Source organism: Streptomyces sp. NPDC026092, assembly GCF_040638605.1.
Classification (GTDB): domain Bacteria; phylum Actinomycetota; class Actinomycetes; order Streptomycetales; family Streptomycetaceae; genus Streptomyces.
This window is the reverse complement of sequence record NZ_JBEZYN010000025.1, coordinates 40261-52887: the sequence shown is the minus strand read 5'-3', so window position 1 is coordinate 52887 and position 12627 is coordinate 40261. Positions and strand designations below refer to the sequence as shown.

Here is a 12627-nt window from a genome sequence, read left to right as displayed (position 1 = left end):
CCCTACTTGTCGATGTCACCGACGACGAAGAAGAGCGAACCCAGAATCGCCACCATGTCGGCGACGAGGGTGCCCGGCAGCAACTCGGTCAGCGCCTGGATGTTGTTGAAGGACGCCGAGCGCAACTTGAGCCGGTACGGCGTCTTCTCGCCCTTGGAGACCAGGTAGTAGCCGTTGATGCCGAGCGGGTTCTCGGTCCAGGCGTACGTGTGCCCCTCGGGGGCCTTGAGCACCTTCGGCAGCCGCTGGTTGATCGGCCCCTGCGGCAGCTTCGCGATCCGGTCGAGGCAGGCGTCCGCGAGGTCCAGGGAGTTGTGGGTCTGGTCCAGGAGGCACTCGAAGCGGGCGAGGCAGTCGCCCTCCGTGCGGGTGACGACCTTCAGGGTGTCCTGAAGCTCCCCGTAGGCCAGGTACGGCTCGTCGCGCCGCAGGTCGAAGTCGACACCGGAGGCACGGGCGATGGGCCCGGAGACGCCGTACGCGTGCACCGCCTCGGGGGTCAGCACGCCGACGCCGCGGGTGCGGCCACGGAAGATCTCGTTGCCGGTGACGAGCTTGTCGTAGACGTCCATCCGGGACCGTACGTCGGCCACGGCGGCGCGCGCCCGGTCGAGCCACCCGGCGGGCAGGTCCTCCTTGAGCCCGCCGACCCGGTTGAACATGTAGTGCATCCGGCCGCCGGAGACCTCCTCCATCACGGCCTGGAGCTCCTCGCGCTCCCGGAACGCGTAGAAGACCGGGGTGATACCGCCCAGTTCGAGGGGGTACGAGCCGAGGAACATGAGGTGGTTGAGCACCCGGTTCAGCTCGGCGAGCAGCGTCCGCGTCCAGACGGCCCGCTCGGGGACCTCCATGCCGAGCATGCGCTCGACGGCCATGACGACACCGAGCTCGTTGGAGAAGGCGGAGAGCCAGTCGTGGCGGTTGGCGAGCATGACGATCTGCCGGTAGTCCCGCGCCTCGAAGAGCTTCTCGGCGCCCCGGTGCATGTAGCCGATGACCGGCTCGGCCCGCTGGATCACCTCACCGTCGAGAACCAGCCGCAGCCGGAGCACGCCATGGGTCGAGGGGTGCTGCGGCCCGATGTTCAGCACCATGTCGGTGCTCTCCGCCGCCCCGCCGATTCCGACCGTCGTCTCCGTCATGGGGACAGTATCCCTGCCGCCCCCACCGTTGTGGGCAATGGTTCCGCAGGGCTGGGGGTCCCCCCAGGACGAAGTCCTAGGGGGAGGGTGGGCACAACCCACGGGGGTGGTGCCTTGTCGTGCCCCTCGCCCGGGGGCGGCGCTCTGTCAGGCCCCTCGCCCCGATGCCACCCGCCGCGTGAGCCACCAGAAGTCGCCCAGGCCGCCGCGCGCGGTCAGCTCGGCCGCCTCGCCCGCCGCCGCGAGCGCCCGCACGTACGCGGCCGGGTCGCTCGACGCGAGCGCGAGCGGTGGGCGCTCGCCCCGTACGCCCAGGCCCCGCAGCGCCTCCCGCTGCGAGATCAACTGCCCGCCGCCCGAGGCGCACGCGTCCATCGCCACATGCGCCGTCACGTCGCACGACCCGTCCGGCACCGGCGCCACCTCACGCCCGCCCCGGAACCCCGTCAGCGTCCCGAACGGCGGCCTGGACTCCCGTACGTGCCCGTAGTCCACCGCCACCGCCCGCCCCGCCGCCAGGCAGCCGGCCGCCGCCGCCCACGCCTCGTCCCTCGCCCGCCCGATCTCCGCGCGCGTGCCGGGCTCCGTGAGCGGCCACCACCGCTCGAGCCACGACGCGTCCGCGCCCTCCACGGCCCGCCCGAGCCGCTCCGCCCCGTCCGCCGCCCGCACCTCGACGTACCGCACGGTCCCCGACTCGTCCACGGTCACCACGTCCACCGGCACGTTGTCGAGCCACTCGTTCGCGAAGAGCAGCCCCCGTACCCCCTCCGGGACCCGGTCCGTCCACTCCACCACAGGGTCGAGCCCCGCCGGCCGCTCCGCGCGCTCGACGCCGTACGCCCGTACCGACAGCCCCTCCGCGAGGGAACCGACAGCCGCGAGCACCCCCGTCACCAGCTCCCCGCGCCCCGCGCCCATGTCCACGAACGCGACCTCGTCCGTGTCCAGCTCCTCCGCCACCTCGACGAGGAGCCGGGCCACCGCCCCCGCGAAGAGCGGGGACGCGTGCACCGAGGTGCGGAAGTGCCCCGCGGGTCCCTCGGGGCGCAGAAAGAAGCCTCCCGGGCCGTACAGCGCCCGCTCCGTGGCCTCGCGCCACCCCTGCCACTGACACGTCTCATCCGTCACGGGCCCCAGTCTCCACCTTGGGGAGTACGGTCCTCGCGTCAAGGATCGACCCCACGGTTGACCCCTGCACCTATTCGCTTTCCCTACGCTGGGTTACGTGCAGCGCCTCTACGACTTCATCCGCAGACACCCGACGGGCGTCGACAGCTTCTGGGCCGTCGTCCTCTTCGGGCTTTCCGTGCTGTGGGTGGGCTCGTCCTACCCGGCGGTCGACAACCCCGCCGCGTACGGCGTGGTCGCCGCGCTGCTGTGCCTGGTGGTGGCCCTGCGCCGACGCGCGCCCGAGAAGATGCTCGTGCTCACGATCGTCATCGGCGTCGCCCAGCTCGCCTTCGGGCTCATGCCGTTCTTCGCCGACTTCGCGATGCTCGTGATCATCTACACGGTCGCCGCGCACGACGGCCCGCGCTGGGCCTCCCGGCTCGCCCTGGCCGCCGGTCTGAGCGCCGCGACCCTCTCCCAGCTGCGCTGGCCGGACCAGGAGGAGATCAACTCCACGGCCGCGCACGTCTTCTTCACGATCATCATGACCGTGCCGTTCGCCCTCGCCTGGGTGCTCGGCGACTCCCTGCGCACCCGCCGCGCGTACTTCGCGCAGCTGGAGGAGCGAGCCTCCCGCCTGGAGCAGGAGCGCGAGGCGCAGGCCAAGGTCGCCGTCGCCGCCGAGCGCGCCCGGATCGCCCGCGAGCTGCACGACGTCGTCGCGCACAACGTGTCGGTGATGGTCGTCCAGGCCGACGGCGCCGCGTACGTCCTGGACTCCTCGCCTGACCAGGCCAAGCAGGCCCTGGAGACGATCTCCTCGACCGGCCGGCAGGCGCTGGCCGAGATGCGCCGGCTGCTCGGCATCCTGCGCACCGGCGAGCACAAGGAGGCCGGGGAGTACGTGCCGCAGCCGGACGTCGAGCAGATCGAGGACCTCGTCGAGCAGGTCAGGGGCGCCGGTCTGACCGTGGACTTCCGGATCGAGGGCACCCCGCGTCCGCTGCCGAGTGGCGTCGAGCTCACCGCGTACCGGATCGTGCAGGAAGCCCTCACCAACACCCGCAAGCACGGCGGTCCCGACGTCGGGGCGAGCGTCCGTCTGGTCTACTTCGACGACGGTCTCGGGCTGCTCGTGGAGGACGACGGACGGGGCGCGACCCACGAGATGTACGAGGACGGGGGCGCCGACGGCCGAGGCCACGGCCTGATCGGCATGCGGGAGCGGGTCGGCATGGTCGGCGGCACCCTGGACGCGGGCCCGCGCCCCGGCGGCGGCTTCCGCATCAGCGCCCTGCTTCCCCTCAAGCCCGCCCACTGACGCCCGCTCGCCCCTCGACGCCCCCTGACGACCCCGCTCACTGAGACCCTTAAGGATCTTCATGTCCATCCGCGTGATGCTCGTCGACGACCAGGTGCTGCTGCGCACCGGCTTCCGCATGGTGCTCGCCGCTCAGCCGGACATGGAGGTCGTGGCCGAGGCGGGCGACGGCGTGGAGGCGCTGGAGGTGCTGCGCTCGACGGCCGTGGACGTGGTGCTCATGGACGTCCGCATGCCGAAGCTGGACGGGGTCGAGACGACCCGGCGGATCTGCTCGGAGCCCGGTGCGCCGCGCGTCCTGATCCTGACCACCTTCGACCTGGACGAGTACGCCTTCTCCGGCCTGAAGGCGGGCGCGAGCGGCTTCATGCTGAAGGACGTACCGCCGGCCGAGCTGCTCGGCGCGATCCGCTCCGTGCACAGCGGCGACGCGGTGGTGGCCCCGTCCACGACCCGCCGCCTCCTCGACCGCTTCTCGCCGATGCTGCCGTCCTCGGGGAAGGAGCCGCAGCACAAGGAGATCGAGCGACTCACCGACCGGGAGCGCGAGGTCATGCTCCTGGTCGCCCAGGGCCTGTCGAACGGCGAGATCGCCGCCCGGCTCGTGCTCTCGGAGGCCACGGTGAAGACGCACGTCGGCCGGATCCTCACCAAGCTGGAGCTGCGCGACCGCGTGCAGGTGGTCGTGCTCGCGTACGAGACGGGCCTGGTCCGGGCGGGCGGCGGCGCGGGCTGAGGACCGCGCCTCAGCGCAGGACCGCCTCCAGGAAGTCGCTGCCCAGGCGGGCGACGACGGTCACGTCCAGCTGGTGCAGGACGTAGCGGCCGCGGCGCTGGGTGGTGAGCAGCCCGGCCTTCTTCAGGACGGCGAGGTGCCGGGAGACCTCCGGCGCGGAGATGCCGTACGCGTCGGCCAGCTCGCTCGTCGTGTACGAGGCGCGGGCGAGGTTCCGGCACATCCGCATCCGCATCGGGTGCGCGACGGCCTCCAGGCGGAGCTTGACGGTCTCCACGGGCGCGGTGCCGGCGAGTTCGCGGGTGGAGACGGGGTACTGCACCACCGGCTGCCAGCCCGCCGCGTGCAGGGCGAAGAGGTGCGGCCGGCCGAAGGCGGTCGGCAGGAACGTGAGCGCCGAGCCCTGGGCGGTCGTACGGCCGTGGACGAGTTTGTCGACGACGATCCGGGTGCCGCGGGCGTCCTCCTCCAGGCTCATGGCGGGGGAGACGGCGGCGAGCGCCTCGGTGAGGCCCTTGCGGCGCAGCAGCTCGGTCTTGTGCCGGGCGTCGGCCGCGAGCTGGACCCGGACCCGGTTCCACGTGTCGGCGAAGAACGCCTCGTCGCAGTCCTCCATGAGCCTGCGGATCCACGCGCGCGTGCCGGGCGGGTCGGCCAGCATCCGCTCCACGAACGCGGCCTGGCGCGGGCCGCGCGCCGCTGCCAGGTCGAGGACCCGGCAGCGGGCCTGCGGGTCGACGAGCGGGGAGGGCACGCCCTCGCCGTACTGGCTGTTGCAGGAGATCTCCAGGGCCGCGCCCACGAACTTCTCGTCGTCCATGCGGTCGAGATCGTCCAGCTCCTCGGCGAGCGTCGCGCGCGGCTGGGCGGTCAGCAGGAAGTCGGACCGGGTGGAGCGCCACATGAAGTCGGCCTCGTGGAGCCGGTCGGCGAGCTCCGGCTTCAGCCCGGCGCAGGTGGTGGTGGCCCAGCCGTGCAGGCCCGGGTGGTGGCCGGGCTCGCACAGTGCGTGCAGTGCGGCCCCCAGTTCGGCGAGGGGGGAGGGGGCGAAGACGATCCGCTCGTGCGGAAGGCCGGTGATGTCGATGGTCACGCTCACGTCCCCCATGGTGCGGGACGCCCGGTGGGTGGTGTCGCGCCGTTTGACGCCGCCCGTCAATCGGCGCGACGGGGCCGTAGGGCGGAGCCATCGTGAGGTCATGAACGCGATGCACCAGTACCTCTTCGACACCTATCGCGCCGCGCAGCACGAGGAGCGGATGCCGCCGCTGCCCGGCACCCACGACGTCGCGACCGTCCGGGCCCTCCGCGACCGCCGCCGGTTCCGCGCGGTCCTCGCGGGCCGGCCCGCCCGGGGCCGGCTGCGTACGGCCCTGAGCCGCCGGCACCACCCGAAGGCCTGCTGAGGGCTGTCCCCCTACGGCAGGGGCGGCAGCTCCAGGAACACCCGTATGAGGGCTGTCCGCCTAAGGCCGGGGCAGCAGCTCCAGGAACGCCCGTACCGCCTTCCGTACGTCCGTCTCCGTCCACGCGAGGCCCGGCTCGCCCACCGTCACCTCCGCCATCGCCACCCCCGGCGGACCGCCCGCTCCGGGGCTCCGCCAGCGGCGGAAGAGGACCGTGCCGGTCGCCTCCGTCAGCGCCACGGAGGCCGCCGTCAGGACGTCCGGGTCGTACGGGAGCCAGACCTGGAACTGGTGGGTGTGCGGCGGCTCGGGGTGCACCCGGAACCACGGCGCGCCCGCCTCCTCGAAGGCCGCCCGCAGCCACCCTGCGACCACGCGCGCGTGGGCCACGTACGAGGGCAGCCGGGGCAGCTCCCGGTCCAGGCCCCGCAGTGCGGAGACCGCCGCCGGGTACTGCTGGAAGACCTGGCCGCCGTAGCGGTGCCGCCACACCCGGGCCTCCTCCATGACGTCCTCCGGGCCGGCGAGGGCCGCCCCCGAGAGGCCGCCCAGGGACTTGTAGAAGGACACGTACACGCTGTCCGCGAGGCCCGCGATCTCCCGCAGATCGCGCCCGAAGTGCGGGGCGCACTCCCACAGGCGCGCGCCGTCCATGTGCACCACCGCATCACGTTCCCGCGCGGCCTCCACGGTCGCCACCAACTCGTCCCAGGTCGGCAGCACGAACCCCGCGTCCCGCAGCGGCAGCTCCAGCATCAGGGTCCCGAACGGCTCCGTGTGGCCCCGTACCTCCTCGGCCGTCGGCGGCCTCGGATCGTCCGTCAGGTGGACCGTCCGCAGCCCGCTCACCGACACCAGCGCGCCGCCCTCGTGGACCTCCGGGTGGGCGAGCGGGTGCAGGGCGACGACGGGGCTGCCGGTCCGCCCGGCCCAGCAGCGCAGCGCCACCTGCTGCGCCATCGTCCCGGTCGGGAAGAAGACCGCCGCCGGAAACCCGAGCTCAGCGGCGACCCGGCGCTCGACCTCCTCGACGAGGCCGTCGCCGTACGCGTCGAGGAAGCCGCCGTCGTCCTCGGTGTCCGCGGCCCAGTCGGCGAGCGCCCGCAGCCGGTCCCCGACCGTGCCCTCGACCGGCGAGTGCGCCAGCTTCCGCGCTGCCCCGCCCCACACCTCGGCCTGACGGCGCCGGGCTTCGGCACCGTCCATCGGCCGGTCCGACCGGCCGCTCTCGTCTTCGTCCACGTTCTGGTCCACGCCTTCGTCCATGGGCCGATCATCACACCACCACCCACACCCTGTGGACAGTCACGGAGGAGGGCGAAACGCTGGCGTAGCATGACCAGAAATCGTCCGGTACCCCCCGCGGACTGGAACGGAAGGCCGTTGCCGCGTGAACCATCCAGCTGAGTCCCGAGCAGAACCCCGAGCGGAAGACCGACCCGCGCGACTCACCGTCGGAGTCGTCGGAGCCGGCCGGGTGGGACCCGCCCTCGCCGCGGCCCTCCAGCTCGCGGGCCACCGCCCCGTCGCGGTCTCCGCGGTCTCCGACGCGTCCGTCCGGCGCGCCGCCGAGCTGCTCCCCGACGTGCCGGTCGTGCCGCCCGCCGAGGTCCTCGCCCGGGCCGATCTCGTGCTGCTCACCGTGCCCGACGACGCCCTGCCGGGCCTGGTCGAGGGCCTCGCCGAGACCGGGGCCGTACGCCCTGGTCAGCTGCTCGTGCACACCTCCGGGCGGTACGGAGTACGGGTCCTGGACCCCGCCCGCCGGGCCGGCGCCCTGCCGCTCGCCCTGCACCCCGCCATGACCTTCACCGGCACCTCCGTGGACGTCCAGCGCCTCGTCGGCTGCTCCTTCGGGGTGACCGCGCCCGTGGAGCTGCGCCTGGCCGCAGAGGCCCTGGTGATCGAGATGGGCGGCGAGCCCGAGTGGATCGCCGAGGAGGCCCGCCCGCTCTACCACGCGGCCCTCGCCCTCGGCGCGAACCACCTGGTCACCCTGGTCGCCCAGTCCATGGACCTGCTCCGCAAGGCCGGCGTCGCCGCCCCCGACCGGATGCTCGGCCCGCTCCTTGGCGCCGCCCTGGACAACGCGCTGCGTTCCGGCGACGGCGCGCTCACCGGCCCCGTCGCGCGCGGTGACGCGGGCACGGTCGCCGCTCACGTCGCCGAGCTGCGCAAGCACGCGCCCGGTACCGTCGCCGGCTATCTGGCGATGGCCCGCACGACCGCCGACCGGGCGCTCGCGCACGGCCTGCTCAAGCCCGAGCTGGCCGAGGACCTGCTGGGCGTGCTCGCCGACGGGGAGACCGACCGATGACATCGACGACCTTCGCCCTGATCCGTACGGCGGACGAACTCCACGCCCTGGCGTCCCGCCACGCGCCCGCACCCGTCCTGGCCGAAAACAGCCCCACCGGCCGCCGTACCGCCGTTGTCATGACCATGGGCGCGCTCCACGACGGCCACGCCACCCTGGTCCGTACGGCCCGTGAGTGCGTCGGACCCGACGGGTTCGTCGTCGTCACCGTCTTCGTCAACCCGCTGCAGTTCGGCGCGGGCGAGGACCTCGACCGCTACCCCCGCACCCTGGACGCCGACCTCAGGACGGCCGAGGCGGCCGGCGCGGACGCCGTCTTCGCGCCCTCCGTCGACGAGGTGTACCCCGGCGGGGAGCCCCAGGTCCGGATCAGCGCGGGCCCCATGGGAGAGCTCCTCGAAGGCGCCTCCCGGCCCGGGCACTTCGACGGGATGCTCACCGTCGTCGCGAAGCTGCTCCACCTCACCCGCCCCGACCTGGCCTTCTTCGGCCAGAAGGACGCCCAGCAGCTGGCCCTGATCCGCCGGATGGTCCGCGATCTGAACTTCCCCGCGGAGATCGTCGGCGTGCCGACCGTCCGCGAGGCCGACGGCCTGGCCCTCTCCAGCCGCAACCGCTACCTCTCCGCCGGCGAGCGCCGCACCGCCCTCGCGCTCTCCCGCGCCCTGTTCGCCGCGAGCGACCGGCTCGCCGCCCAGCACGCCCTGCGCGCGCGTGCCGACTCGCTGCCCGGCTCCCAGAACCGGGCCGAGACCCGCGCGGAGGGGCTCTCCCGGCTCGGCGAGGCCCGCGCCGCGGCGGACGCCCACGCGGTCGCCCAGGCGTCCGAGAGCGGCGGCGCGGAGGCCGTACGGGCCGCGGCCCGCGCCGTCGTCGACGAGGCGGCGAAGGCCGAGCCGCCGCTCACCCTCGACTACCTCGCCCTGGTCGACCCGGCCGACTTCACCGAGGTCGCCGACGACCACCGCGGCGAGGCGCTCCTCGCCGTCGCCGCGCGCGTGGGGACCACGCGGCTGATCGACAACATCCCGCTGATGTTCGGAGCCACCAAGTGACTGGAATACGGCTGCACGCGCCCGCGCCCGGCTGGTCCATCGACGCCGATGTCGTCGTGGTCGGCTCCGGCGTCGCCGGGCTGACCGCGGCCCTGCGCTGCACCGCAGCCGGACTGCGCACGGTCGTCGTCACCAAGGCCCGCCTCGACGACGGCTCCACCCGCTGGGCGCAGGGCGGGATCGCCGCCGCGCTCGGCGACGGCGACACCCCCGAGCAGCACCTGGACGACACCCTCGTCGCGGGCGCCGGGCTCTGCGACACCGAGGCCGTCCGGCTCCTGGTCACCGAGGGCCCCGACGCGGTCCGCCGGCTGATCGCCACCGGCGCCGACTTCGACAAGACCGACGACGGCGAGATCGCCCTGACCCGCGAGGGCGGCCACCACCGCCGCCGGATCGCCCACGCCGGCGGCGACGCCACCGGACTGGAGATCTCCCGCGCCCTCGTGGAGGCGATACGGGACGGGGGGCTGCGCACCATCGAGCACGCCCTCGTCCTGGACCTCCTCAAGGACGAGGACGGCCGCACCGCGGGCGTGACCCTGCACGTCATGGGGGAGGGCCAGCACGACGGCGTCGGCGCCGTCCACGCCCCCTCCGTGGTCCTCGCCACCGGCGGCATGGGCCAGGTCTTCTCGGCCACCACCAACCCGGCCGTCTCCACCGGCGACGGCGTCGCGCTCGCCCTGCGGGCCGGGGCGGAGGTCTCCGACCTGGAGTTCGTCCAGTTCCACCCGACGGTGCTCTTCCTCGGCGCCGACTCCGAGGGGCAGCAGCCGCTGGTCTCCGAGGCGGTACGGGGCGAGGGCGCCCACCTCGTCGACGCGGACGGGGTCCGCTTCATGCTCGGGCAGCACGAGCTGGCCGAGCTCGCCCCCCGCGACATCGTCGCCAAGGCGATCATGCGCCGCATGCAGGAGCGGGGCGCGGAGCACATGTACCTGGACGCCCGGCACTTCGGCGCCGACATGTGGGAGCACCGGTTCCCCACGATCCTGGCCGCCTGCCGGTCCCACGGCATCGACCCGGTCACCGAGCCCATCCCGGTCGCCCCGGCGGCCCACTACGCCTCCGGCGGCGTCCGCACCGACCTGACGGGCCGGACCACGGTCCCGGGCCTCTACGCGTGCGGTGAGGTGGCCTGCACGGGCGTCCACGGCGCCAACCGGCTCGCCTCGAACTCGCTCCTGGAGGGCCTGGTCTTCGCCGAGCGGATCGCCGACGACATCGCCACGCGCGGCCCGCACCCCGAGGGCCTGCCCGTGGTGCCCGCAGGCCCGACCGTGCTGCCGCTGCTCGCGCCCGAGACCCGGGTCCGCATCCAGCGGATCATGAGCGCGAACGCCGGAGTGCTGCGGTCCGCCGAGAGCCTCGGGACGGCCGCCGACGCCCTGGAGGCGCTGAGCCTCTCCGCGACGGAGGACCACTTCGGCAAGACCGCCGAGCCGGGCGTCGAGTCCTGGGAGACGACCAACCTCCTGTGCGTCGCCCGGGTCCTGGTCGCCGCCGCACTGGAGCGCGAGGAGACCCGCGGCTGCCACTGGCGCGAGGACCACCCCGAGCGCGCCGAGGACTGGCAGCGCCATCTCGTCGTCCGCCTCACCTCGGACCGGCGGCTCGTGGTCCGCCGTACCGCCACCGCAGACTTTCCCCCCGTCACACCCGTAGCCCCAGAGGAGCCGCAGTCGTGAGCACGCCCGAAGAAGCACGTCCGCAGCCCGTGGACGTCCCCCTCATCCAGATCAGCGCGCCCGCCGAGGACTCCGGCGGCTGCGGTGACGGCTGCGGCTGCGCCGACGAGATCTACGAGAGCGGCCTGGACCCGGCGCTCGCCCAGCTCCTCGCCGACGCCGGCCTCGACCCGGTCCAGGTCGAGGACATCGCCCACCTGGCCATCGAGGAGGACCTCGACGGCGGCGTGGACGTGACGACCGTCGCGACCGTCCCCGAGGACGCGGTCGCCACCGCCGACTTCACCGCCCGCGAGGCGGGCGTGGTCGCCGGCCTGCGCATCGCCGAGGCCGTGCTGTCCATCGTGTGCACCGACACCTTCGAGGTCGAGCGGCACGTCGAGGACGGCGACCGGGTCGAGGCCGGCCAGAAGCTCCTGAGCGTCACCACCCGCACCCGCGACCTGCTCACCGGCGAGCGCAGCGCGCTGAACATCATGTGCCGCCTCTCCGGCATCGCGACCGCCACGCGCGCGTGGGCGGACGTCCTGGAGGGCACCAAGGCCCGCGTCCGCGACACCCGCAAGACCACGCCGGGCCTGCGCGCCCTGGAGAAGTACGCGGTGCGCTGCGGCGGCGGCGTCAACCACCGCATGTCCCTGTCGGACGCCGCGCTGGTCAAGGACAACCACGTGGTGGCCGCCGGCGGCGTCGCGCAGGCCTTCAAGGCCGTACGGGAGCAGTTCCCGGACGTCCCGATCGAGGTCGAGGTCGACACGCTGCACCAGGTCCGCGAGGTCCTGGAAGCGGGCGCCGACCTGATCCTGCTCGACAACTTCACCCCCCTGGAGACCGAGGAGGCCGTCGCCCTGGTCGCCGGCCGCGCGGTCCTGGAGTCCTCCGGCCGGCTCACCCTGGAGAACGCGGCGGCGTACGCGGCGACGGGCGTGGACTACCTCGCGGTCGGCGGGCTCACGCACTCCTCCCCGATCCTCGACATCGGCCTCGACCTGCGCGAGGTGCGGGCCTGATGCTGCTCACCATCGACGTCGGCAACACGCACACGGTCCTCGGCCTCTTCGACGGCGAGGAGATCGTCGAGCACTGGCGCATCTCCACCGACCCGCGCCGCACGGCCGACGAGATGGCGGTCCTGCTCCAGGGCCTGATGGGCATGCACCCGCTCCTCGGCGTCGAGCTGAGCGACGGCATCGAGGGGATCGCGATCTGTGCGACGGTCCCCTCGGTCCTGCACGAGCTGCGCGAGGTGACGCGGCGGTACTACGGCGACGTCCCGGCCGTCCTCGTCGAGCCCGGCGTCAAGACGGGCGTACCGATCCTCACGGACAACCCGAAGGAGGTCGGCGCGGACCGCATCATCAACGCGGTCGCGGCGGTCGAGCTCTACGGCGGCCCGGCGATCGTGGTCGACTTCGGCACGGCGACGACGTACGACGCGATCACCGCGCGCGGGGAGTACGCGGGCGGCGCGATCGCGCCCGGTATCGAGATCTCGGTCGAGGCGCTGGGCGTCAAGGGCGCCATGCTCCGCAAGATCGAGCTGGCCAGGCCGCGCAGCGTGATCGGCAAGAATACGGTCGAGGCGATGCAGTCGGGCATCGTCTACGGGTACGCGGGCCAGGTGGACGGCGTGGTCTCCCGCATGAAGCGCGAACTCGTGGGCCGGGACGGCGACCCCTCCACCGTCACGGTGATCGCGACGGGCGGCCTCGCCCCGATGGTCCTCGGCGACTCCACCCAGATCGACGAGCACGAGCCGTGGCTGACCCTTGTGGGGCTGCGGCTCGTGTACGAGCGGAACGTCTCCCGGTTGTAGCCGCGCGCGGTGCAGGGTGCCGTCCCG

At 73.6% G+C, this 12627-nt stretch carries 12 protein-coding genes; 8 read left to right on the top strand and 4 right to left on the bottom strand.

Going from position 1 to position 12627, the window contains the following annotated elements; translation table 11 throughout:
* Positions 1–2: 2 nt before the first annotated feature.
* Positions 3–1145, bottom strand: a complete 1143-nt coding sequence (locus tag AB0F56_RS31210; RefSeq protein WP_362015728.1) for an NADH-quinone oxidoreductase subunit D — start codon at positions 1143–1145, stop codon at positions 3–5.
* 147 nt (positions 1146–1292) lie between these two features.
* The gene (locus tag AB0F56_RS31205) at positions 1293–2276 is read right to left on the bottom strand and encodes an SAM-dependent methyltransferase (protein ID WP_362015726.1); all 984 of its coding nucleotides are present in this window, start codon (positions 2274–2276) and stop codon (positions 1293–1295) included.
* Positions 2277–2373: 97 nt separating this feature from the next.
* On the opposite strand from AB0F56_RS31205, the gene AB0F56_RS31200 reads away from it, so the two are divergent.
* The gene (locus AB0F56_RS31200) at positions 2374–3579 is read left to right on the top strand and encodes a sensor histidine kinase (protein WP_362015723.1); all 1206 of its coding nucleotides are present in this window, start codon (positions 2374–2376) and stop codon (positions 3577–3579) included.
* A 61-nt stretch (positions 3580–3640) separates the two neighbouring features.
* On the top strand, positions 3641–4315 hold the full coding sequence (locus AB0F56_RS31195) for a response regulator transcription factor (RefSeq protein ID WP_362015721.1): 675 nt from the start codon (positions 3641–3643) through the stop codon (positions 4313–4315).
* Positions 4316–4325: 10 nt separating this feature from the next.
* Here the strand turns inward: AB0F56_RS31195 and AB0F56_RS31190 are convergent, their stop codons facing one another.
* Positions 4326–5414, bottom strand: coding sequence for a DUF5937 family protein (locus tag AB0F56_RS31190; RefSeq protein WP_362015719.1), 1089 nt, complete (start codon positions 5412–5414; stop codon positions 4326–4328).
* A gap of 100 nt (positions 5415–5514) precedes the next feature.
* On the opposite strand from AB0F56_RS31190, the gene AB0F56_RS31185 reads away from it, so the two are divergent.
* Entirely contained in the window at positions 5515–5721 is a 207-nt protein-coding gene (locus tag AB0F56_RS31185; protein WP_362015717.1) for a hypothetical protein, read from the top strand.
* 60 nt (positions 5722–5781) lie between these two features.
* On the opposite strand, the gene AB0F56_RS31180 is transcribed toward AB0F56_RS31185, so the two are convergent.
* Positions 5782–6927: a beta-eliminating lyase-related protein gene (locus AB0F56_RS31180; protein ID WP_362015857.1), complete on the bottom strand. Its 1146-nt coding sequence runs from the start codon at positions 6925–6927 to the stop codon at positions 5782–5784.
* A 184-nt stretch (positions 6928–7111) separates the two neighbouring features.
* On the opposite strand from AB0F56_RS31180, the gene AB0F56_RS31175 reads away from it, so the two are divergent.
* The 5 genes from AB0F56_RS31175 to AB0F56_RS31155 are packed head-to-tail and all read left to right on the top strand — an operon-like array spanning position 7112 to position 12600.
* Positions 7112–8038 (top strand): DUF2520 domain-containing protein, encoded by a 927-nt coding sequence (locus AB0F56_RS31175; protein ID WP_362015715.1) that lies wholly within the window; start codon positions 7112–7114, stop codon positions 8036–8038.
* On the top strand, positions 8035–9093 hold the full coding sequence (panC, locus tag AB0F56_RS31170) for a pantoate--beta-alanine ligase (protein ID WP_362015712.1): 1059 nt from the start codon (positions 8035–8037) through the stop codon (positions 9091–9093). Before AB0F56_RS31175 ends, panC begins: the two co-directional genes overlap by 4 nt.
* Complete coding sequence (locus AB0F56_RS31165) at positions 9090–10784, top strand: L-aspartate oxidase (RefSeq protein WP_362015709.1); 1695 nt, start codon at positions 9090–9092, stop codon at positions 10782–10784. The genes panC and AB0F56_RS31165 overlap by 4 nt, the downstream gene beginning before the upstream one ends.
* Entirely contained in the window at positions 10781–11794 is a 1014-nt protein-coding gene (nadC, locus tag AB0F56_RS31160) for a carboxylating nicotinate-nucleotide diphosphorylase (protein WP_362015707.1), read from the top strand. The genes AB0F56_RS31165 and nadC overlap by 4 nt, the downstream gene beginning before the upstream one ends.
* Positions 11794–12600, top strand: coding sequence for a type III pantothenate kinase (locus AB0F56_RS31155; RefSeq protein WP_362015704.1), 807 nt, complete (start codon positions 11794–11796; stop codon positions 12598–12600). Before nadC ends, AB0F56_RS31155 begins: the two co-directional genes overlap by 1 nt.
* Positions 12601–12627: the final 27 nt, after the last annotated feature.

What these genes read in the sequence shown, in the direction of transcription:
- AB0F56_RS31210 (WP_362015728.1), bottom strand. Translation starts at nt 1,145, where the DNA reads ATGACGGAGACGACGGTCGGAATCGGCGGGGCGGCGGAGAGCACCGAC.
- AB0F56_RS31195 (WP_362015721.1), top strand. Translation starts at nt 3,641, where the DNA reads ATGTCCATCCGCGTGATGCTCGTCGACGACCAGGTGCTGCTGCGCACC.
- AB0F56_RS31185 (WP_362015717.1), top strand. Translation starts at nt 5,515, where the DNA reads ATGAACGCGATGCACCAGTACCTCTTCGACACCTATCGCGCCGCGCAG.
- AB0F56_RS31180 (WP_362015857.1), bottom strand. Translation starts at nt 6,927, where the DNA reads ATGGACGGTGCCGAAGCCCGGCGCCGTCAGGCCGAGGTGTGGGGCGGG.
- panC (WP_362015712.1), top strand. Translation starts at nt 8,035, where the DNA reads ATGACATCGACGACCTTCGCCCTGATCCGTACGGCGGACGAACTCCAC.
- AB0F56_RS31155 (WP_362015704.1), top strand. Translation starts at nt 11,794, where the DNA reads ATGCTGCTCACCATCGACGTCGGCAACACGCACACGGTCCTCGGCCTC.